This is a genomic window from Jannaschia formosa (assembly GCF_003340555.1).
Lineage (GTDB): Bacteria > Pseudomonadota > Alphaproteobacteria > Rhodobacterales > Rhodobacteraceae > Jannaschia > Jannaschia formosa.
Genome location: NZ_QPLJ01000001.1, coordinates 423,650 through 444,131, shown reverse-complemented (window position 1 = coordinate 444,131; position 20,482 = coordinate 423,650). Strand labels below are relative to the sequence as shown.

General features: G+C 70.9%; 25 protein-coding genes and 1 tRNA gene. 17 read left to right on the top strand and 9 right to left on the bottom strand.

Annotation, left to right across the window (positions count from 1 at the left end; genetic code table 11):
* Positions 1-18: 18 nt before the first annotated feature.
* The 3 genes from DR046_RS02285 (at position 19) to DR046_RS02275 (ending at position 2,125) form a co-directional block, all read left to right on the top strand.
* The gene (locus DR046_RS02285) at positions 19-675 is read left to right on the top strand and encodes an RluA family pseudouridine synthase (protein ID WP_115379503.1); all 657 of its coding nucleotides are present in this window, start codon (positions 19-21) and stop codon (positions 673-675) included.
* Between the two features lie 134 nt (positions 676-809).
* Entirely contained in the window at positions 810-1,466 is a 657-nt protein-coding gene (locus tag DR046_RS02280; protein WP_115379500.1) for a peroxiredoxin, read from the top strand.
* A 107-nt stretch (positions 1,467-1,573) separates the two neighbouring features.
* Complete coding sequence (locus DR046_RS02275; RefSeq protein ID WP_245190759.1) at positions 1,574-2,125, top strand: class I SAM-dependent methyltransferase; 552 nt, start codon at positions 1,574-1,576, stop codon at positions 2,123-2,125.
* A 79-nt stretch (positions 2,126-2,204) separates the two neighbouring features.
* Here the strand turns inward: DR046_RS02275 and ykgO are convergent, their stop codons facing one another.
* Positions 2,205-2,330, bottom strand: coding sequence for a type B 50S ribosomal protein L36 (gene ykgO / locus DR046_RS02270; RefSeq protein ID WP_005850168.1), 126 nt, complete (start codon positions 2,328-2,330; stop codon positions 2,205-2,207).
* A gap of 95 nt (positions 2,331-2,425) precedes the next feature.
* Positions 2,426-2,500, bottom strand: a tRNA-Val gene (locus tag DR046_RS02265).
* Between the two features lie 146 nt (positions 2,501-2,646).
* Between DR046_RS02265 and DR046_RS02260 the strand changes: the two genes are divergently transcribed.
* Both DR046_RS02260 and DR046_RS02255 read left to right on the top strand, forming a co-directional pair.
* On the top strand, positions 2,647-3,504 hold the full coding sequence (locus DR046_RS02260) for an N-formylglutamate amidohydrolase (RefSeq protein WP_115379498.1): 858 nt from the start codon (positions 2,647-2,649) through the stop codon (positions 3,502-3,504).
* A gap of 51 nt (positions 3,505-3,555) precedes the next feature.
* A complete protein-coding gene (locus DR046_RS02255) occupies positions 3,556-4,368 on the top strand; it encodes a class II aldolase/adducin family protein (protein WP_115379496.1) in 813 nt (270 codons plus the stop codon).
* Positions 4,369-4,627: 259 nt separating this feature from the next.
* On the opposite strand, the gene DR046_RS02250 is transcribed toward DR046_RS02255, so the two are convergent.
* Complete coding sequence (locus DR046_RS02250; protein ID WP_115379494.1) at positions 4,628-5,881, bottom strand: DNA polymerase IV; 1,254 nt, start codon at positions 5,879-5,881, stop codon at positions 4,628-4,630.
* 112 nt (positions 5,882-5,993) lie between these two features.
* Between DR046_RS02250 and DR046_RS02245 the strand changes: the two genes are divergently transcribed.
* From DR046_RS02245 to DR046_RS02225, 6 genes are all read left to right on the top strand, one after another.
* Positions 5,994-6,395, top strand: a complete 402-nt coding sequence (locus tag DR046_RS02245) for a hypothetical protein (protein ID WP_115379492.1) — start codon at positions 5,994-5,996, stop codon at positions 6,393-6,395.
* On the top strand, positions 6,392-6,646 hold the full coding sequence (locus DR046_RS23190) for a hypothetical protein (protein ID WP_135227240.1): 255 nt from the start codon (positions 6,392-6,394) through the stop codon (positions 6,644-6,646). Before DR046_RS02245 ends, DR046_RS23190 begins: the two co-directional genes overlap by 4 nt.
* A 62-nt stretch (positions 6,647-6,708) precedes the next feature.
* Entirely contained in the window at positions 6,709-7,602 is an 894-nt protein-coding gene (locus DR046_RS02240; RefSeq protein ID WP_209313531.1) for an SPFH domain-containing protein, read from the top strand.
* On the top strand, positions 7,599-7,886 hold the full coding sequence (locus tag DR046_RS02235) for a hypothetical protein (protein WP_115379490.1): 288 nt from the start codon (positions 7,599-7,601) through the stop codon (positions 7,884-7,886). Before DR046_RS02240 ends, DR046_RS02235 begins: the two co-directional genes overlap by 4 nt.
* A gap of 69 nt (positions 7,887-7,955) precedes the next feature.
* Positions 7,956-8,255 (top strand): hypothetical protein, encoded by a 300-nt coding sequence (locus DR046_RS02230; protein ID WP_115379488.1) that lies wholly within the window; start codon positions 7,956-7,958, stop codon positions 8,253-8,255.
* Between the two features lie 66 nt (positions 8,256-8,321).
* Complete coding sequence (locus DR046_RS02225; RefSeq protein ID WP_115379486.1) at positions 8,322-8,540, top strand: hypothetical protein; 219 nt, start codon at positions 8,322-8,324, stop codon at positions 8,538-8,540.
* Between the two features lie 15 nt (positions 8,541-8,555).
* Here DR046_RS02225 and DR046_RS02220 read toward each other — a convergent pair whose 3' ends face one another.
* Positions 8,556-9,473: a LysR family transcriptional regulator gene (locus tag DR046_RS02220; protein ID WP_115379745.1), complete on the bottom strand. Its 918-nt coding sequence runs from the start codon at positions 9,471-9,473 to the stop codon at positions 8,556-8,558.
* Positions 9,474-9,567: 94 nt separating this feature from the next.
* Between DR046_RS02220 and metF the strand changes: the two genes are divergently transcribed.
* The 3 genes from metF to DR046_RS02205 are packed head-to-tail and all read left to right on the top strand — an operon-like array spanning position 9,568 to position 11,356.
* Positions 9,568-10,431: a methylenetetrahydrofolate reductase [NAD(P)H] gene (metF, locus tag DR046_RS02215; protein WP_115379484.1), complete on the top strand. Its 864-nt coding sequence runs from the start codon at positions 9,568-9,570 to the stop codon at positions 10,429-10,431.
* A 48-nt stretch (positions 10,432-10,479) separates the two neighbouring features.
* Complete coding sequence (locus DR046_RS02210; RefSeq protein WP_115379482.1) at positions 10,480-10,953, top strand: PaaI family thioesterase; 474 nt, start codon at positions 10,480-10,482, stop codon at positions 10,951-10,953.
* 7 nt (positions 10,954-10,960) lie between these two features.
* Entirely contained in the window at positions 10,961-11,356 is a 396-nt protein-coding gene (locus DR046_RS02205) for a PaaI family thioesterase (RefSeq protein ID WP_115379480.1), read from the top strand.
* Positions 11,357-11,380: 24 nt separating this feature from the next.
* On the opposite strand, the gene DR046_RS02200 is transcribed toward DR046_RS02205, so the two are convergent.
* From DR046_RS02200 to DR046_RS02185, 4 genes are all read right to left on the bottom strand, one after another.
* Positions 11,381-12,583, bottom strand: a complete 1,203-nt coding sequence (locus tag DR046_RS02200) for a winged helix-turn-helix domain-containing protein (RefSeq protein WP_115379478.1) — start codon at positions 12,581-12,583, stop codon at positions 11,381-11,383.
* Entirely contained in the window at positions 12,580-14,247 is a 1,668-nt protein-coding gene (locus tag DR046_RS02195) for a hydantoinase B/oxoprolinase family protein (protein WP_115379476.1), read from the bottom strand. The genes DR046_RS02200 and DR046_RS02195 overlap by 4 nt, the downstream gene beginning before the upstream one ends.
* A gap of 3 nt (positions 14,248-14,250) precedes the next feature.
* Positions 14,251-16,329 (bottom strand): hydantoinase/oxoprolinase family protein, encoded by a 2,079-nt coding sequence (locus DR046_RS02190; RefSeq protein WP_115379474.1) that lies wholly within the window; start codon positions 16,327-16,329, stop codon positions 14,251-14,253.
* Between the two features lie 78 nt (positions 16,330-16,407).
* Positions 16,408-17,313 carry a LysR family transcriptional regulator gene (locus tag DR046_RS02185; protein WP_245190758.1) on the bottom strand — a complete coding sequence of 302 codons (906 nt, stop codon included), beginning with the start codon at positions 17,311-17,313 and terminating at the stop codon, positions 16,408-16,410.
* A 138-nt stretch (positions 17,314-17,451) separates the two neighbouring features.
* Between DR046_RS02185 and dapD the strand changes: the two genes are divergently transcribed.
* A complete protein-coding gene (dapD, locus tag DR046_RS02180; RefSeq protein WP_115379470.1) occupies positions 17,452-18,300 on the top strand; it encodes a 2,3,4,5-tetrahydropyridine-2,6-dicarboxylate N-succinyltransferase in 849 nt (282 codons plus the stop codon).
* Positions 18,301-18,653: 353 nt separating this feature from the next.
* Here dapD and DR046_RS02175 read toward each other — a convergent pair whose 3' ends face one another.
* On the bottom strand, positions 18,654-19,109 hold the full coding sequence (locus DR046_RS02175; RefSeq protein WP_115379468.1) for a DMT family transporter: 456 nt from the start codon (positions 19,107-19,109) through the stop codon (positions 18,654-18,656).
* 145 nt (positions 19,110-19,254) lie between these two features.
* Here DR046_RS02175 and DR046_RS02170 point away from each other — a divergent pair, with 145 nt between their 5' ends.
* Positions 19,255-19,713 (top strand): RidA family protein, encoded by a 459-nt coding sequence (locus DR046_RS02170; RefSeq protein WP_115379466.1) that lies wholly within the window; start codon positions 19,255-19,257, stop codon positions 19,711-19,713.
* Positions 19,710-20,465 carry a glycerophosphodiester phosphodiesterase family protein gene (locus DR046_RS02165; protein WP_115379464.1) on the top strand — a complete coding sequence of 252 codons (756 nt, stop codon included), beginning with the start codon at positions 19,710-19,712 and terminating at the stop codon, positions 20,463-20,465. The genes DR046_RS02170 and DR046_RS02165 overlap by 4 nt, the downstream gene beginning before the upstream one ends.
* The last annotated feature ends 17 nt before the right edge of the window (positions 20,466-20,482 follow it).

Genomic DNA, 20,482 nt, shown 5'->3' with positions numbered 1-20,482 from the left:
CCGGCTAGGGCGCGCGCCATGCCCGACGTCTCCACCCCCTACGCGCCGCCCGCGGGCCCGATCCCCGTCGTCCATGAGGACGACCACCTGATCGTCGTCGACAAGCCGCACGGCCTGCTCTCGGTCCCCGGGCGCGGCGACCATCTCGCCGACTGCCTGCTGTCCCGGCTTCAGGAGATCCGCCCCGAGGTGCTGCTCTGCCACCGGCTGGACCGGGACACCTCGGGCATCATGGTTTTCGCCCTGACGAAGGAGGCCCAGCGCAGGATGGGCCGCCTGTTCGAGACCAAGCGCGTCCGCAAACGCTACGTCGCCCGCGTCTGGGGCGAGGTGGCCGAGGCGAAGGGCACCGTCGACCTGCCGCTGATCGTCGACTGGCCCAACCGCCCGCTGCAGCATGTGAACTGGGAGCGGGGGAAGCCGTCGGTGACGGACTGGACGCGGGTCGCGGTCGAGGATGGCACGACGCGCATGCGCCTGATGCCGCGCACGGGCCGCAGCCACCAGCTGCGCGTCCACATGCGCGAGCTGGGCCATCCGATCCTCGGCGACCCGTTCTACGCGGAAGGCCTGGCGCGGGACTTCCCGCGCATGATGCTCCATGCCGAGGGGCTCAAGTTCGAGCACCCTGCCGACGGAAAGGTCATGCGGCTCGAGGCGCCCTGTCCGTTCTGAGCCGCTGGGCGCGGACGCCTGTCCGTCCCGCCCGCGCGGCTCCGGAACGCCCGTCCCGATCTCGTCTGCATCCCGTTCCCCCCGGCGCGCAAATCGCTACATTGCGCGCGAAGGCAAATCCCAGGAGGCATCCGATGGCCCTGCGCATCAACCAGACCGTTCCCGACTTCGAGGCCGAGACCAGCGAGGGTCCGATCAGGTTCCACGACTGGATCGGCGACAGCTGGGCGATCCTGTTCAGCCACCCGAAGGACTTCACCCCCGTCTGCACCACCGAGTTCGGTGCCGTCGCGCAGCTCGCCGACGAATGGGCCAAGCGCGGCACGAAGGTCATCGGCATCTCCGTCGACAACGCCGAGAGCCACCGCAAGTGGAAGAGCGACATCCAGACCTTCGGCGGGGCCGAGGCGACCTTCCCGATCATCGCCGACGAGGGGCTGGAGATCTCGAAAGCCTACGACATGCTGCCCGCCGACGCCTACCTGCCGGACGGGCGCACGCCCAACGACACGGCGACGGTGCGTGCGGTCTTCATCATCGGGCCGGACAAGCAGCTGAAGCTCGCCATGACCTATCCGATGAACGTCGGCCGCAACTTCGCGGAGATCCTGCGCGCGCTGGATGCGCTGCAGATGGCGTCGAAGCATGGCGTCGCGGCGCCCGCAAACTGGGAGCAGGGGCGCGACGTCGTCATCCCCGCGACCGTCTCCGACGCGGACGCGAAGGCGAAGTTCGGGGAGTTCAAGACCCACTTCCCCTACCTGCGGATGACGAAGGACCCGTCGGCCTGACCGCCGCCTCTCCCTATCTCGCGCCCGGCTTCTACGACGACGCGCTGGCGGCCGGGCGCCACCGCGCGATCGTCGGCGGCCGCTGGGACGAGACGGGGCGCGCGCAGATGGCGTTGCTGCGGGACGAGGGGCTTCTGCCGCATCACCTCCTGCTCGACATCGGCGCGGGGGCGCTGCGGCTCGGCTGCCGGGCCGTTCCGTTCCTCGCGCCCGGCAATTACTGGGCGACGGATGCCTCGCGGGCGCTGATGCTGCGGGGCAGGGCAGAGGAGCTGGCCGATCCGGCGGCGCTGGACGAGTCGCGTCTCGTCGAGGACGGCGCCTTCGGCTATCCCGGCGTGCCGGACGGCATCGACTACGCGATCGCCTTCGCGGTCTTCCCGCACCTGCCGCCCGACGCGCTGCCCGCCGCGCTCGCCCGCGCCCATGCCGCCTTCCCGCGCCTGCGCGCGTTCCTCTTCACCGTGTTCCTCGCGCCCGAGGGTGCGGACAGCTGGCGCCAGCCCGACGGCGTCGTCACCCATGCGGCGCGTGCCCCCCGGCACCTGCCCGAGGCGGAGGTGCTTCGGATTGTGCGTGAAGCCGGGTTCGAGGCGCGGCGGCGCGACGACCTCCTGCCGCGCGGGCAGATCTGCATGGTCGCCACACCGATCCGCTGAAACGGGACCCATGAACGAAACGAGCCGCCCGAAGGGCGGCCCGTTGCATCCTGCGCTGGTCGGGGACGTGCCCCGGGCGTCAGCCCTGGCGGGCCTTGAACCGACGCTGGGTCTTGTTGATGACGTAGACCCGGCCCTTGCGGCGCACGACGCGGCAGTCGCGGTGCCGGTTCTTCAGCGACCGGAGGGAATTGCGAACCTTCATGGCTGCTCTCCTTTTGCCTGCGGGGCGTGCGCCCCGTGGGTTGAACCTTGTCCCCTGGGGGACGGTGACTGTCTGGCCCGCCCGGCGGGCGGGGGTGGTGGGCGATACTGGGATCGAACCAGTGACCCCTTCGATGTCAACGAAGTGCTCTACCGCTGAGCTAATCGCCCCTTCGCTTGCGGCAGTTCCGGGAAGACCCCGGCACGGCCCCGCGCGTTGGTGGGCGGTGGATAGTGTCTTTCATTGGGGCACGCAAGGCCCTTTCACCTGCGAACGTCGCGCCCTATTTCTGCCTGACAGGGAGAGGTCCGAACCCATGCCCAAAGCTCCGTTCCGCCTGCACCGGCCCCGTGCCGTCACCGCGCCCGTGGTGGTGGCCTCGCCCCATTCGGGGCGTTCCTATGGCTGGGATTTCATGTCCCGGACGGTGCTCGACAGCGAATGGATCCGGTCGTCCGAGGACGCCTATGTCGACCTGCTGCTCGAGCGGGTCCCGGGGCTGGGCGTGCCGCTTCTGGCCGCCGAGGTGCCGCGTGCCATGCTCGACCTCAACCGCTCCCCGGAGGAGCTGGACCCCGCCGTCATCAGCGACGTGCCCCGCGGCGCCACCAACCCGCGGGTCAGCAGCGGGCTCGGCGTGATCCCGCGCGTCGTGGCGCAGGGCCGCGCCATCTATCACGGCAAGATCAGCCGCGCCGAGGCGCAGGAGCGGATCGAGACCCTCTGGCAACCCTATCACGCGCAGCTCGACGCGCTTCTCTCGGAGGCGCAGGCAGGTTTCGGCCGCGTCCTGCTGATCGACTGCCATTCCATGCCGCACGAGGCCATCGAGGGCGTCGGCGGCGCGAAGGGCACGCCCGAGATCGTGCTGGGCGACCGGTTTGGCGCCTCGGCCGATGCGGCGCTCGTGGACGAGGTCGAGGCGATCTTCACCGATCTCGGCTTCCGCGTCGCGCGCAACGCGCCCTTCGCCGGGGCCTACACGATGCAGGCCTATGGCAAGCCCGCCCGGGGCCGCCACGCGATCCAGGTGGAGATCGACCGCGCGCTCTACATGGACGAGGCGCGGGTCAGGCCGAACGCCCGGTTCGAGAGCATGCGCAACCTGATGACCGAGGCGATGTCCCGCATCTGCGCCGCCATGGGCCAGGCCCGCGAGGTTGCGGCGGAATAGGCGCGGGCGAATCGAGGTGGTATCGTCCGCCCATAACGTTGGGAGGACCTCATGCTCGACCTTGGAAACCGCGAATCGATCTATCAGCCGAAGCAGGAGGGGCTGAAGTTTCCCTCCATGCCGAGTTTCGACAATGTCGAGGCGGAGCGCAGGCACCTGAAGGAACGCCTCGTCGGCGCCTGCCGCGCCTTCGCGCTGCAGGGCTTCGACTACGGCTTCGCCGGGCACCTGACCGTCCGCGACCCGGAGCGGCCGGACCTCTACTGGACCAACCCGATGGCGGTGCATTTCCGGCAGGTCCGGATGTCGAACCTGATCCTGGTCGACCACAAGGGCCACGTGGTCGAAGGCGACTACGCCGTGAACCAGGCCGGATTCGTCCTGCACGGTGCGGTGCACGAGGATCACCCCGACATCGTTGCCATGTGCCACGCGCACACGGTCTACGGCACGGCCTATGCTGCGCTGGCCCGGCCGTTGCCGCCGGTCACGCAGGACGCCTGCGCCTTCTTCGAGGACCACGCCGTCATCTCGGAGGAGGGCGGCAAGGTCGCCGTCGAGGAGATGGCGGGCGGCAACGTCTCGGCCGCATTCAAGGGCGTGAAGGCCGCGATCCACCAGAACCACGGGCTGCTGACCGCCTCGCGCCACTCCATCGAATCCTGCGCCTTCTGGTTCATCGCGCTGGAGCGCTGCTGCCAGCAGCAGCTCGCTCTGGACGCGTCGGGCCACACACCGACGCTCGTGCCCGAGGACAAGGCTCGCTATTCGCGGGAGCATGTGGGGTCCGACTATATCGGCTGGCTGCACTTCCAGCCGATCTGGGATGACCTGGTGCGGACGCAGCCGGACATGTTCGACTGACCGTCTCGACGGTGCCCTCCGTCCGGATCGGAGGGAGGGCATCGTGCCGCCGGTCGATAGCCAAGGGCTCGACGACGTCTTCGCCGGAGAGAAAAGGGCCGGGATCGGTCGCGGTAGGGCCGAGGCCCCCGGCACGGTCGACGGAAGGCTGATCCGCGACGGCACCCCCATGCGCACAGCGAGCCCTGGGGCTACGCGGAGCAAATGCTGACGGCGGCGGACGCGAAGGCGATCCGGAGGCGGGACCGGGAAGCCGACGCTACCTGAGCGCCCGCCCCTTCACGATCGCCTCCACCCCGAACCGCGCGCGGATTGCGTCCGTCGCCCGCTCCGCCGCAGCCCGCCTGGCGGCGGCCGGGTCGAGCAGGTCGCCCGCCCGGTCCGCCTGCGCCTCGGGCACGAGGTCCGACAACCCGCAGCCGATCAGCCTAGTCTGGCCCAGCCGGTCGAGCCCGTCCATCAGCCCGCGCGCCTCGCGGTAGATGCGGTCGGCCATCTGCGTGGGGTCGGGCAGGGCGTGCCGCCGGGTCACGATCTGGAAGTCGGCGCGCTTGAGCTTCAGCGTCACCACGCGCCCCGCCACCCCCTTGGCCTTGGCGCGGGCCGAGACCTGCTCGGCCAGGCGCCAGAGGTGTCCATCCAGCACGTCGGGGTCCTGCGTGTTCTCGGAGAAGGTCGTCTCCTTCGAGATCGACTTCACGGGTCGGTTCGCCGAGACGCGCCGCCGGTCCTCGCCGCGGGCGAGGTGCCAGAGCCGGTCGCCCATCGACCCGAAGCGCGTGTTCAGGTCGCCCCGGTCCCAGCGGCGCAGGTCGCGGATGGTCCGGATGCCCGCCTTGCGCAGCGACTCCTGCCCGACGGCGCCGACGCCCCAGATGATCCCCACCGGCTTGTCGGCGAGGAAGCTGTCCGTCTCCCCCCGCCCGATCACCGCAAAGCCCTGCGGCTTGTCGAGGTCCGAGGCGATCTTGGCCAGGAACTTGTTGTGCGACAGCCCGATGGAGCCGGTGATCCCCAGCTCCGCCTTCATCCGCCGCACCAGCCGCGCCAGCATCACGGCAGGCGGGGCACCGTGCAGGCGGGCGGTGCCGGTCAGGTCGAGGAAGGCCTCGTCCAGCGACAGGGGCTCGATGGCGGGGGTCAGCTCCTCCATCATCGCGCGGACCTGCTTCGAGACCTCGGCATAGAGGTCCATCCGCCCCTTCAGCACCACCGCCTCGGGGCAGAGCTGCAGTGCCTTGAACATCGGCATGGCCGACCGCACGCCCTTGATTCGGGCGATGTAGCAGCAGGTCGTCACCACGCCCCGCCGTCCGCCGCCGACGATGACCGGCTTGTCGGCCAGCTCCGGCCGGTCGCGCTTCTCGACCGAGGCGTAGAAGGCGTCGCAATCCATGTGGGCGATGGTGAGCTCGGTCAGCTCCGGATGGGCCACGACCCGGGGGCCGCCGCAGGCGGGGCAGCGGGCGCCGGTCTCGAAGACCGTGAGGCAGGTGCGGCAGAGGGCGGGCATGGCCCGATGAGCATACGCCTCCGCGTCCCCGGGGGGAACGGGGCGGGAACCTGACCGGGGGTGCCGCGCGTTTGCCGGGTGTCACCCGCAAACCAGACATCCGGAGGGCCCCATGGCCGACCGCAACGACACCAAGCCCGACCGCCCCTTCGGCCCCGATACGGCCGAGACCCCCCATATCGACCTGCGGACCGGCGAGCGGGCGCGGCCCGTCCCCGAGACCCCGGAGGCCGAGACGGAGCCGATGCCCATGCGCGAGGTCGCGGCGGACGAGGTCGTCTCCGGCGAGCGACACAGCCCGACCCTTCCGAAGCCGGGCCGGGGGCAGGACCACAGGGCCGACCATTCCGTGACGCCGCCCTCGGGCTCGACCCACGCGGCGGTCGAAACGCCGGAGTCCGGGCGTTCGACCAAGGCGCTGATCGGCGTCGTGGTGGCGGTCATCGTGATTCTCGCCCTGTTCTTCCTGATCCCGGGGGCCGCGGATGCGATGCAGGCGGCGGCAGTGTCGTGAGCCAGCCGGAAACCCCTCGCCCCTCGACCGGCACCCAGACCAAGTCGGGTACGGCCAAGGGTCCTGTTCCGGGCCACGACGTCATGAAGGAAGAGGTGCGTCCGACGCGCGGCTTCCCGGCCGGCGTGGCCATCGCTGTGGTGGCCCTGATCCTCGTCGGGACGCTGATCTTCGCGCTGATCTACGCCCCGCAGGCGCCCGATCTGAGCCCGGACGACACCGTGGTCATCGTTCCCCCGGCCGACGGCTGAGCTTGCCCCTGCGTCAGGCCTGACCGATAACGTCCCCGGGGGCCGAAGCTGGGGACGGTGACGTGACTATCGAACAGGAGCTCCTGAGCTTCCTCGGGGCGAACGCGGTGCTGATCGCCCTCGCGATCTTTGTCGTGCTCTGCGTCATGCTGGGCGTGCGGATCGTGCCGCAATCCGAGAAATACGTGGTCGAGCGGTTCGGCCGGCTGAAGTCGGTCCTGGGCCCGGGCATCAACCTGATCGTGCCCTTCCTCGACCGGGTGGCGCACAAGGTCTCGATCCTCGAACGTCAGCTTCCGAACGCCAGCCAGGACGCGATCACCCGCGACAACGTGCTGGTGCAGGTCGAGACCAGCGTCTTCTACCGCATCCTTCAGCCCGAACGTACCGTCTACCGCATCCGCGACGTTGACGGCGCCATCGCCACCACGGTCGCGGGTATCGTGCGGGCCGAGATCGGGATGATGGAACTGGACGAGGTGCAGTCGAACCGCGCCGAGGTGATCCACAAGATCAAGACCCAGGTCGCGGATGCGGTCGACGACTGGGGAATCGAGGTGACGCGGGCCGAGATCCTCGACGTGAACCTCGACAAGCAGACCCGCGACGCGATGCTCCAGCAGCTCAACGCCGAGCGGGCGCGCCGCGCACAGGTCATGGAGGCCGAGGGCAAGAAGCGCGCCGTCGAGCTGGCCGCAGATGCCGAGCTCTATGCCGCCGAGCAGACCGCCAAGGCGCGCCGCATCGCCGCCGATGCCGAGGCCTACGCGACGCAGGTCGTGGCCCAGGCCATCGCCGAGAACGGGCTGGAGGCGGCGCAGTACCAGGTCGCGCTGAAGCAGGTCGAGGCGCTGACGATCCTCGGCCGGGGCGAGGGCAACCGCACGATCCTCCTTCCCGCCGCGGCGATGGACGCCTTCGGCAAGGCGTTCGACATGCTCAAGGGCCGCTCGTGACCACCTGGTGGGTCTGGGCGCTGGCTGCCCTGCTGCTGGCGGCGGTCGAGCTCTTCGCGCCGAGCTACCTGGCGCTCGGCTTCGCCATGGGGGCAGGGATCGTGGCGCTGGGGCTTCTGACCGGCGTGCTGGGCGTGGTGGTCGGGTTGACCGGCGGCTATGGCGCGGGGCTATTGCTGATTCTCTTCGCAGTGCTGTCGCTGGGCGCATGGATGGCGCTGCGCCGGGTGTTCGGCCCGCCGGACAGCACGACGCAAAGCTTCGAGGACGACGTGAACGATTGACGCAGGACGGACCCGTTCGGGGCCTTCGTTCGTTGAGAGGACAACTGTTCCTCAGGCACGGAGGTCATCATGGCCAGCGTCGAACATGACAAGAACAAGCGAAAAGCGCCGACCGGCTCCAACAGCCGCTTCGTCCTCATGGCCGTCGTCGTCGTGGCTCTGGTGGTCGGGGTGCTCTGGATCATCTACGAGATCACGGATCCCGATCCGATGGCACTCGGCCGCGGGGTCCTCAGCGATGCCAATCCCACGATCGTAACGGATCCCGCGAGCGGCGGAGATGGCGTGCAGGCGCCGCTCACCGTCGAGGCGCAGGGGGCCACACGGACCGAACTAACCACGACCCCACCAGACACGACGCCTGACTGATTCCCGCCGCCCCGGCGACGCGCCCCGCCGGGGCGTGTCCTTCCCCTCACGACAAGGAGTAACCGAATGGTTTCCGAACCACGCGACGCCCCCGTTCCGAACCGGTCGAAGCGCAACTATTACATCGGCCTCGTCGTCGCGATCGTGATCGGCGGGCTCATCGCCCTGTTCGTCCTGCCGAACCTCTACATGATGACCGACGAAGGTCCTGCGGTGGACGACGACTTCCAGATTACGGTGCCCGATGCGGGTGACGGGCTGGAGCGGGTGAATCCGACCGACTGACCCGCCGCGGCGGGCCTAGCCCTCGACCCGCTGCCGCTGCAACTTCAGCGGCTCGGTCCGCATCAGCCGCAGCACATGCGCCATGAACGGCTTGGCCGCATCCTCCGACCGCACCGCGCCATAAAGCCGCCGCGTCAGCCCGCCCTCGGTCAGGGGGCGGGTCACGTAGTCGGAATTGTACCGCACCTCGCGCACGACCCAGTCCGGCAGGACCGCCACCCCCCGGTTCGAGGCGACGAGCAGCAGGATCACCGCCGTCAGCTCCACCTGACGGATCGCGGCGGGCTCCACCCCTGCGGGGGTCAGCAGCTGCGAGAACACGTCCAGCCGGGACCGGTCGACCGGATAGGTGATGAGGGTCTGGCCGACGAAGTCCCGTGCCTCGATGAAGGGCCTGTCGGCCAGCGGATGCGCAGAGGAGGCGAGGAAGACCGGCTCGTAGTCGAAGAGCGGCGCGAACTCGACGCCGGGCAGCGCCTCGGGGTCGGAGGAGACAACGAGGTCGACCTCCTCCTTCTGCAGCGCGGGAAGGGCCTGGAACTGCAGGCCGGGCCGGATGTCGACATCGACCTCGGGCCAGGCGCGGCGGAACTGCTCCAATACCGGGAAGAGCCACTCGAAGCAGGCGTGGCACTCGATCGCGATGTGCAGCCGCCCCGTCCGCCCCGCCTTCAGCCCCGAGAAATCCGCCTCGACCGCCTCGACCTGCGGCAGCACCTGCTCGGCGAGCCGCAGAAGGCGCTGGCCCGCGGGCGAGAGCGTCATCGGCTTGGAACGCCGGATGAACAGCTCCACCCCGATCTGCGCCTCGAGATTCTTCACCTGATGGCTCAGCGCCGACTGCGTGATGTTCAGCCGGTCCGCGGCACGGGCCAGCCCGCCGCATTCGACGATGGCCTTGATCGTGCGCAGGTGCCGGAACTCGATGTTCAGCCGCATGCGGGCCTCATGTCGATGTTGAACAATATGAGGCTGTCTCACGGAAGCGGCCTGAGGCACAAGAGGGCAGTTCAACCAGGAGCGCGCCATGCCCACGCCGTCCGTCAGCTTCGAGTTCTTCCCGCCGAAGACGCTTCAGGCGTCCTTCCGGCTCTGGGACTGCGCGCGGACGCTGGCGCCGCTGGCCCCCGACTGGGTCTCGGTGACCTACGGCGCGGGCGGCACCACGCGCGATCTTACGCGTGAGGCGGTCGCCGCGCTGGGGCAGGAATTCGGCCTGCGCGTCGCCGGCCACCTGACCTGCGTCGAGGCCAGCCGGGAAGAGACGCTCGAGACGGCGCGCGGCTTCCGCAAGGCGGGGGTCGAGGACATCGTCGCGCTCCGGGGCGACCCGCCGAAGGGGTCGGACGGGTTCGTCGCGCATCCCGAGGGCTTCGCCTCCTCGGTGGAGCTGATCGAGGCGCTGGCTGCCGAGGGCTTCCGCGTCCGCGTCGGCTGCTATCCCGACACCCACCCCGAGGCGGCCTCGGCCGATGCCGACATCGCCTGGCTCAAGCGCAAGATCGACGCGGGCGCCTGCGAGGCGATCACCCAGTTCTTCTTCGACGCCGAGACCTTCCTGCGCTTCCGCGACCGCTGCGCCGCCGCGGGCATCGACGCGCCGATCGTGCCGGGCCTGCTGCCGATCGAGGACTGGACCAAGGCGTCGAAATTCGCCCGCGCCTGCGGTGCCGTCATTCCCGACGACCTCGCCGCCGCCTTCGAGACCGCGCTCCGCGACGACCGCGCCGATCTTCTGGCCGTGGCCCATGCGTCCGAGCTGGCTGACACGCTGGTCGGCGAGGGCGTCGAGCACCTGCATTTCTATACGCTCAACCGGCCGGAGCTGACGCGCGATGTCTGCCATGCGCTCGGCCTCACCTCCCGCGCTGCGCTGAGCCGGGTGGCCTGAGCCGCGACACGCGGCTATAGCCGTCCGGCGCGCGACGTCGGAGGGGCCATGTTCGCAGAGACGGAAGACGACCTCGCCACGCGCGAGCAGCTGCTGGCGATGTCCGGGCTGGAGTTCATCCAGGCCATGCGCGACGGCCGCCTGCCGCAGCCGCCCATCGCCCGCACGCTGAACTACCGCCTGACCGAGGCGGAACCGGGGCGGGTCGTGTTCCGGGGCACCCCGCTCTTCGACCATCTCAATCCGCTCGGCACAGTGCATGGCGGCTGGTACGGGACGCTTCTGGACAGCGCGATGGCCTGCGCCGTCCAGACCACGCTGGCCCGGGGCACGGCCTACACGACGCTGGAATACAGGGTGAACGTGATCCGGGCGATTCCGCCGGGGTCCGAGATCGTCTGCGAAGGCACCGTCCAGCATGCAGGCCGCTCCACCGGGGTGGCGAATGGCGAGATCCGGGGGGCCGAGGACGGCAGGCTCTACGCGACCGGCTCGACCACCTGCCTCGTGCTCACCCGGTAAGGCGCCGATGGACCGGATCAGGGACAGTTTCGCGCGTCAGGGGCTGATGGCCACGCTCGGCGCCCGGCTGGTCGAGGTCGCGCCGGGTCGGGTGCGGATCGAGGCCGAGGTGACGCCGGCCACCGCCCAGCAGCACGGGTTCGGCCATGCCGGCCTGACCTTCGCGCTGGCCGATTCGGCGGCGGGCTATGCCGCGCTGACCACGATGGAGGAGGGGCAGGAGGTCGTGACCTCCGAGTTCCGCATCTCGCTGCTGGCGCCCGCGCGCGGGCTGCTCGTGGCCGAGGGACGCGTCATCCGGCCGGGGCGGCGGCTGATCGCCATCGCTGCGGATGTGCATGGCGACGACGGGGCGCATGTGGCGACCGCGCTGGGCACCATGGTGCCTGTCCGCGCGGGATAGCCGAGACCGGCACCGATCACGCGTTCAGCGCGGGTCCCGCAGCCAGCCCTCCGCGAAGGCGATTCGGGCCACCCCTGCCAGCCGCGCGGTCCGCTCCAGCGCCGCCTCCAGCCGTGCGATCCGTCCGGCGCCGAAGCGCGCTCCCCGCTCTGGCCAGAGCGCGCGGACGGCGAGCCGATCCGCGTCGCGCTCGGCCTTCATGTCGATGCGGCCGACGAGGCGGTCGCCTTCCAGCAGCGGGAAGACGTAGTAGCCGTAGCGGCGCTGCGCCTCGGGCACGAAGATCTCGATCCGGTAGTGGAAGCCGAACAGCCGCTCGGCCCGCTTGCGGTCGCGAAGGGCCGGGTCGAAGGGCGAGAGGACGCGCATCCGGCGCGGCGCCTCGGGTGGGACCTCGTCCAGCGCGTCGGGGCGCATCCAGACGCGCCGGACCCGTCCGTCGGCGCAGGCGATCTCGGCCGGCACGATCTCGCCGCGCCGCGCGGCGCCGTCGCACCAGTGCCGTGCCTCGGCGGGCGTGACCAGTTCCCAGAAGGCAGCCAGCTCGCCCGGGGTGGCGAAGCCCAGCCGGTCGAGCGCCGCGCCGCAGGCCCAGTCGATCACCTCGTCGTCGGGCACGAAGGCGTTCAGATATTCCGGGGGCACGACGTTCTCGGTCAGGTCGTATACCTTGCGGAAATGCTGCCTCCGCACCACCGTCAGCCGCCCGCAGCGCCAGAGATATTCGAGCGCCGCCTTGGACGGGTGCCACTCCCACCACCCGCCCGAGCCACGCGCCTCGTCCGCGCCGACATCCGAGGACGAACAGGGCCCGTCCCGCGCGATCCGCTCCAGCACCTCGTCCAGCTTGCCCTCATGCGTATCGTGCCAGTGGCGCCAGCGCGTGTTGTCGGGATCGGCGTAGCGCGCGAACTTCAGCCTCCAGTAGGGGAAGAAGCGCATCGGCAGGATGCTGGCATCGTGGGTCCAGTGCTCGAACAGGCCCCGGTCGCGGTCGTGCAATGTGGCGAGCGCGGGCGCGCGATAGGCGGTGCGGCGGGCATGCAGGATCATGTGCTGCGCGCGGGCGACGGTGGCGATCGAATCGAGCTGGACGAAGCCCAGCCGGTCGATCACCCCCGCCAAGTCGGCGCCGCGCCCGGGACCGGAGGGCGGCTCGGCCAGCCCGTGGCGGGCGAGGAAAAGCGCGCGCGCCGCGCGGTTGTCGAGGCGGCGCGGCGCCGTCATCCCTCCCGGTCCAGCGCGACCGCGATCTGCGCCTCCGAAAGCCCATGGTCGCGGGCCGCGTCCTCGGCCGAGATGTAGCCGCGCCGCAGATCGCGGGCGACGAGCGCCGGGTCGCGCTCCTCCGCCGGGCCGTAGCCTGCGCCGCCGGGGAAGGCCATGACGACGCGCGCGCCCGGGGGCACCGACTGGCGGCCCTTGCCGCGCATCGGCGTCCCGTCGTCCAGCGCGATGGTCGTCGGCGCCCCGGGCCTGCCGCCGCGCCGCCCGCGTGCCGGATGGTCGACGCGGTCGAGCATCGCCTGGATGTCGAACGCATAGCCGTCGCGCGCGCCGACCTCCATGTGCTGGCCGAGGCCCCCGCGCGTCGCCCCGGCCCCGCCGGAGCCCTCGCGCAGCTCCTTCCGCCAGATGATGACGGGGCCGGCATGTTCGGTCGCCTCGATGGGCATGGTCATCACGCCTGAAGGGAAGGCCGTCGCGTTCAGCCCGTCGAGCCCGGGCCGCGCGCCCGAGCCCCCGGAATTGAAGGTCAGCACCTCGGAGCGGCGTCCCTGCGTTCCCGGCAGGGGGCGCAGCGAGACCTGGAAGTTGCACAGGCACCCCGCGCCCTCGGCGGGCACCACGCCGGGGACGATACGGTCGAAGGCGTCGAAGACGACGTCGGGGACGAAATGCCCGACGATGTGGCGCAGGGCGACCGGCGCGGGATGGGTCGCGTTGACGATGGTGCCTTCGGGCGCGGTCACTTCGAATGGCGCGAGCGAGGCCGCATTGTTCGGGATCTCGGGCGCGATGGCGACCTTCAGCGCGTAGCAGGCATAGGCCTTGGTATAGACCATCGGACAGTTGATGCCCTTCGGGTCGACGCCCGAGGTGCCCGCGAAATCGGTGAGGATCCGGTCCTCCTCGACCGTGATGCGGCAGCGGAGCGTGATCGGCTTGTCGAACCCGTCGACGGTCATCTCGCCCTCGGCCGAGGTGCGGGGCAGGGCGGCAATCCGCTCCAGCGTGGCGCGGCGGGAATTGTCGAGGATGAAGGCCGCGATGCCGGTCAGGTCGTCCAGCCCGAACTCCTCCATCATCTGGGTCAGGCGGCGGTGGCCGATCTCGTTGCAGGCGGCCAGCGCGTAGAGGTCGCCGACCAGCTGGTCGGGCTCCCGCACGTTGCCGCGCACGATGCGGATCAGCGTCTCGTCGACGCGGCCCCGGTCGGCGAAACGCATGATCGGCAGGTAGAGCCCTTCCTCGTAGACGGAATTGCCGTCGGCGCCGAAGCCGCGCCCGCCGATATCGACGACATGGGCGGTGCAGGCGAAGAAGCCGACGAGCTGGCCCTTGTGGAAGGACGGCGTGACCATCGTGATGTCGTGCAGATGGCCAGTGCCCATCCACGGATCGTTGGTCAGGTAGACGTCGCCCTCGGCCATCGGGCCGATCTCGCGGATGAAGTGCGCGACGGCGTCTGCCATCGCGTTGACATGGCCGGGTGTGCCGGTGACGGCCTGCGCCAGCATGCGTCCTTCGGCATCGTAGACCCCGGCGGACAGATCCCCCGCCTCGCGGACGGAGGTGCTGAAGGCAGTGCGGACGAGGGCCTGCGCCTGCTCCTCCACGACCGAGATGAGGCGGTTCCACATGACCTGATGGGCGACGTCGGATGGCATGGGTCAGTCCTTCGCGATGAGGTCGATGCAGCCATCCGCGCGGCAGATCGCGTCGCGGCTGGCGGGGACGACGATGGTGGTCTCGTCCTCGGTGACGAGGGCGGGGCCGCGCGCGCGGGTGCCCGGCGGCATGGAGGCGCGGGGGATCACGGCGGCGTCCATCCGGGCGGCACGGGCGGGGTCGAACAGGGTGCGGGTGCCGGTGGGGCGGGCCTCCCCGGTCATGCCGGTATCCTCGACGGGGGTGGCGGCGGGGCGTTCGGTCGTCGCGTTGACCGACCAGACGGTGATCTCGATCTCCATCCCCGCGACGGTGCGGCCGAAGAGCTTGGTGTAATCGGCCTCGAACAGTTCCTTGAAGGTCGCGGCATCGGGGTCGGCGGCCTGCTCCGGCGTCAGGGCCACCGGAATCTCCCAGCCCTGGCCGGAATAGCGCATGTAGACCTTGGCTTCCGCCGCGATCGGGGCCGTCGCGTCGCAGGTCCGCACGAAGCCGGTGGCCTGCGTCTCCAGCTCCGCCAGCAGGGTGCGGATCGCGTCCGCGTCGAAGGCGCCCAGCCGCATGTAGACCGAGCGCGTCGCCTCGAAGCTGAAGGGCGCGCGCAGGAAGCCGATGGCGCTGCCCACGCCCGCCCCGGGCGGGACGAGGCAGCGCGAGATGCCCAGCTTCTCGCAGAGCCGCCCGGCATGGAGCGGGGCCGCGCCGCCGAAGGCGATCATGGTGTAGTCCGACAGTTCCTCCCCGTTCTCGACGGCGTGGACGCGGGCGGCGTTGGCCATGGTCTCGTCCACCACCTCGGCCACGCCGAAGGCGGCCTCGGAGGCGTCCATGCCCAGCGTCTCGCCGACATGGGCGACGAGCGCCGTCTCGGAGGCATCGGAGTGGAGCGGGATCGACCCGCCCGCGAAATTGTCGGGGTCGAGCTTGCCGAGGATCAGGTCGGCGTCGGTGACGCCGGGCCGGGTGCCGCCGCGCCCGTAGCAGGCGGGCCCGGGCTCCGACCCGGCGCTCTCGGGGCCGACGCGGATCTGGCGCATCGCATCGACCGAGGCCAGCGAGCCGCCGCCCGCCCCGATCTCGACCATATCGATGACCGGGATCGAGATCGGCATGCCCGAGCCCTTCTTGAAGCGGTAGCTGCGCGCCACCTCGAAGACGCGGGCCGTCTTGGGCGCGCCGTCCTTGATGAGGCAGATCTTCGCTGTCGTCCCGCCCATGTCGAAGCTGAGCACCTTGGTCAGCCCGTGCCGCGCCGCGATGTCTGCGGCGAAGACCGCGCCGCCGGCGGGTCCGGATTCGACCAGCCGGACCGGGAAGGCGGCGGCGTCGGCCAGCGACATGATCCCGCCGCCGGAATGCATCAGGAAGATCGGGCAGGTCGCCCCGGCCTCGGCCATCCGCGCCTCCAGCCGGCCGAGATAGGAGGCCATGAGCGGCTTGACGTAGGCATTGGCGACGACGGTGTTGAAGCGCTCGTATTCGCGCATCTGCGGCGAGACCTCGGAGGAGATCGAGACCGAGGCGCCCGGCATCCGCTCGGCCAGCACGTCGCGGACGAGCCGTTCATGCGCGGGGTCGAGATAGGAATGGATCAGCCCCACCGCGACGCTCTCGGCACCCGTCTCCGCGACGCGATCCACCACCGCCTCGACGGCGGCGCGGTCGAGCGGGATCAGCGTCTCGCCGCGGGCGTTCACCCGCTCCGGCACGGTGAAGCGCATCTCGCGCGGCAGGAGCGGCTCGGGCAGCTTCAGGTTCAGGTCGTATTGCTCGAACCGGCTTTCGGTACGCATCTCGATCACGTCCCGGAAGCCCTCGGTCGTGATCAGCGCCGTCTTCGCGCCACGCCGCTCGATCAGGGCGTTGGTGGCGAGCGTCGTGCCGTGGATGACCTGCCCGATCCGGTCCGGCGCGATTCCAGCCTTGGCGCAGACCCGGGCCATCCCGTCGAGGATCGCGTCCTCGGGCGCGGCATAGGTCGTGAGCACCTTGGTCGAGACGAGCTCGCCGCCGAACTCCAGCACGACGTCGGTGAAGGTGCCCCCGATATCGACGCCCAGGCGGATCGACGGGTCTGACATGGCGGGCCTCCGGTTGCTGCGCCGTCACTGAGCCCGAGGGCGCGGGGGATCGCAAATCGATTTATTCGTGCGGGGCAATCAGGATTCCTTATCCTTCGCGATCCCGGCCGCCAGTTCCGCCGCGCGCGAGACGAAGCGGGGCGCGCGGGCGGGATCGTAGCGGGCCTCGAAGATCAGCGGCGCGGGGTGCCAGTCGCAGGGCAGGGCGACGAGCGTGCCGCGCGCGAGATCGTCGCGCACCAGCGCCTCGGGCAGAAGGGCGGCGCCCATCCCGTCCTGCGCCATGGCGGCGGCGGCCGTCAGCGCGCTGGAATGGGCCAGGCGCGCGGCAGGCAGGCCGCGCCGCTCGGCCTCTGCCGCGAGGCTGCGGACGGCCTCGGTGTCGCGCGCATGGGTCAGGACATGGCCCGTGAAGAGACGGTCCAGCGCGTCGCCCTGCGGCAGCCCCGCGGCCAGGGCGGGCGTGGCGACCCAGAGATAGGGGCAGGCGCCCAGCGGCACGGCGCCCGGGGCGTCCGGCCCGAAGGGACCGTTGGCCAGCACGAGGTCGAGGCGCCCTTCGGCGAGGCCACGCAGCACCTGCGAGGACAGGTCCACCTCCAGCTCGATCCGCAGCGACGGGTAGAGGCCGCGCAGGGCGCGCAGATAGGGGCGCAGCCAGGTGCAGGCGACCAGTTCGGTGACGCCGAGGCGCAGGCGCTCCTCGATGAGGTCGCGGCGATCGGCCTGCTCCAGCAGGGCCTCGGCGGCACGCAGGACGGCGCGGGCGCGCTCCAGCAGGGCGGCGCCCGCTTCGGTCAGGCGCACGGAGCCTGCGTCCCGGTGCAGAAGCCGCGTGTCGAGCAGCGCTTCCAGCGCCGCGATGCGGGCGGATATGTTGGGCTGCGTGGTGCCCAGCACCGAGGCGGCGGCGCGAAAGCTGCCCGTGTCGACGACCTGGGCGAAGGCCTCGAGCTGCTTGAGCGTGATGCGGTTCCTTATCACAAACCGGTCCCCTGATCGCCTCGACTGATCGACCCCTGACCCGCCTGCGCAGGCCCCGCAAGCCCCGCCGCCATTGCCCCACGGGGCCGCCGCCGCTAGACGGGCGCGATCCCGAAACCGCCCCGGAGCCCGCGCCCCATGTCCAACCAACAGCTCGAAGCCGCGATCGAAGCCGCCTGGGAGGCCCGCGACACGATCACGCCCCAGACCACCGGCGAGGCGCGCGAGGCCATCGAACATACCCTCGACGCGCTCGACACCGGCGCCCTGCGCGTCGCCGAGCGGTCCGAGACCGGCGACTGGCACGTCAACCAATGGGCGAAGAAGGCGGTGCTGCTGGGCTTCCGCCTCAAGGACATGGAGCTTCAGTCCGGCGGCCCGCAGGACGGGTCCTGGTGGGACAAGGTCGACAGCAAGTTCAACGGCTGGAACGCCGCCCGCTGGGAGCAGGCGCGCTTCCGCGCGGTGCCGAACTGCATCGTGCGCCGCTCGGCCTATATCGCGCCGGGCGTGGTGCTGATGCCGTCCTTCGTGAACCTGGGCGCCTATGTCGACACCGGGACCATGGTCGATACCTGGGCCACCGTCGGATCCTGTGCGCAGATCGGCAAGAACGTCCACCTGTCGGGCGGCGTCGGCATCGGCGGGGTGCTGGAGCCGATGCAGGCCGGCCCCACGATCATCGAGGACAACTGCTTCATCGGGGCGCGTTCCGAGGTGGTCGAGGGCTGCATCGTCCGCGAAGGCTCGGTGCTGGGCATGGGGGTCTTCATCGGCAAGTCGACGAAGATCGTGAACCGCATCACCGGCGAGATCACCTATGGCGAGGTGCCGCCCTATTCGGTGGTCGTGGCGGGCTCGATGCCCGGCAACGGCACGATGGGGAACGGGCTGGCGGCGCCAAACCTCTACTGCGCGGTGATCGTCAAGCAGGTGGACGAGAGGACGCGCTCGAAGACCTCGATCAACGAGCTTCTGCGCGACTGACGGGGGGCGGAGGGGCGGGGGCATCGAACCCCCGCCCCTCCGGGCCTTCGGCCGCGCATTGCGCCGGGGGGAGGCTCTGGCGGGCGGAGGTTGGAGGGGGCTCCGCCCCCGTCGGCCTGCGGCCGACTACCCCGAGGTATTTGGGGCGAGATGAGGGGGCGGGATCGGCCGGCCGGGTGGTCGTTCGGCGGCCTCCAAAGGCGGGCGCGGACGGGCCGGCCGAGAGGTCGCCTTCGGCCGGGATGCCGAGGGCGCGTTCCGTGCCGGGCCCGGACAATTCCGGGCCGAGGCGGCCGGGGAATGGTCGGGGGGCGAGCCGTCTGCGGTCTCCCGATGGTCGGGAGACCGGCGGGTCAGAGCCGCGACAGGATCAACCCGCCCGCGATCATCAGCAGGGCCAGCACGCGCGTCGGCGTGATCGGGTGGACCGGCGCGGCGAAGGCCCCGATCGCGTCCATCACCAGCGCCGCCGAGAGCTGCCCCAGCAGCAGCGCCGCAAAGGCCGTCAGGATGCCGATGGTCGGCACCGACCAGAGCATCGCCCAGACCACCGACGCCCCCAGCAGCCCGCCTGCCAGCAGGAGCGGCGGCTGCCGGACCGAGGCGGCCAGCGCGCCGCCCTGGCCGAAGGCGAAGGTCAGCGCCAGCAGCGCGGCGAAGCCCACGCCGAAGGACACGCAGGCCGCCGCGACCCCGCCGCCGATGGCGCGGCCGAGGGCCGCATTGAGCGGCGCCTGCACGCCGAACCCGATGCCGACGGCGAAGACGACGAGGACGGGGATCAGGATGGCGGATGAGACGGCAGGCATGGGCAGGTTCCTCCGGGTGGCGCGGAAGGGCTGGCCGATCCCGGCGGTCGCGTCAATCGCGTCGGTGTCAAGGGGAGGTTCCCTTCCCTTTCGCTGGCGGCGCGGGCATGTAAGCGTCGATCGCAACCATTGGCCGGAGTCCCCAATGTCCCATACCGTCCGCCTGTCCGAGCTCGGCCTCACGCTGCCCGACGCGCCGATGCCCGCCGCCAACTACGTGCCGACGGTGCGCTCGGGCGACCTGCTCTTCGTTTCGGGCCAGATCAGCGCCGATGCGGGCGGGATGAAGGTTGGCAAGCTCGGCGCCGACGCCACGCTGGAACAGGGGGTCGAGGCGGCCCGGCTCTGCGCGCTGAGCCTGCTGGCGCAGGTCAAGGCGGCCTGCGGCGGCGATCTCGACCGGCTGGAGCAGGTCGTGAAGCTGACCGGCTTCGTGAACTCGACCCCCGAGTTCGACCAGCAGCCCAAGATCATCAACGGCGCCTCCGATCTGCTGGCGGATGTGCTGGGCGACGCGGGCAAGCATTCCCGCTCGGCCGTCTCGGCGGCATCCCTGCCGTTCGGCGTGATGGTCGAGATCGAGGGCATCTTCCGCGTCCGATGATCCCGCTGCCCGTCTTTTTCCTCGCGGGCCATATCGCCCATCGGGGGCTGCACGACCGGGCCGCCGGGCGTCCCGAGAACTCGCTGGCGGCGTTCCGCGCCGCCGTCGGGATCGGCGTGGCGATCGAGCTCGACGTGCAGCCGTCGAAGGACGGCGAGGCGATGGCCTTCCACGACTACGACCTCGCGCGGCTGACGGGCCGCGAGGGGGCGGTCGACGACCTGAGCGCCGCGGCGCTGGGCGAGACGCCGCTTCTGGGCGGGGACGAGGGCGTGCCGACGCTCCGCGCGGCGCTGGCCGCCGTCGCGGGGCGGGTGCCGGTGCTGATCGAGGTCAAGGACCGCGACGGCGACATGGGCCCGCGCGTCGGCCCGCTGGAGGATGCAGTGATCGACGCGCTCGACGGCTACGAGGGCGACGTGGCGGTGATGTCCTTCAACCCGCATTCGGTCGCCCGCATGGCCGACCGCGCGCCGCACCTGCCGCGTGGGCTGACGACCTCGGCCTTCGAGGCCCGGCACTGGCCGGAGCTGTCGGACGCGACCCGCGCCCGGCTGGCCGCGATCCCGGACCTGGACCGCGTCGGCGGCGCCTTCATCAGCCATCAGGCCGATGCGCTGCAGATGCCGCGGGTGGCCGAGATCAAGGCCTCCGGGCTGCCGGTGCTGTGCTGGACGATCCGCTCCAGGGCGCAGGAAGCGATGGCGCGCCGCATCGCGGATGCGGTCACCTTCGAGGGCTACTTGCCCTGACCGGCCGGGGACCCACC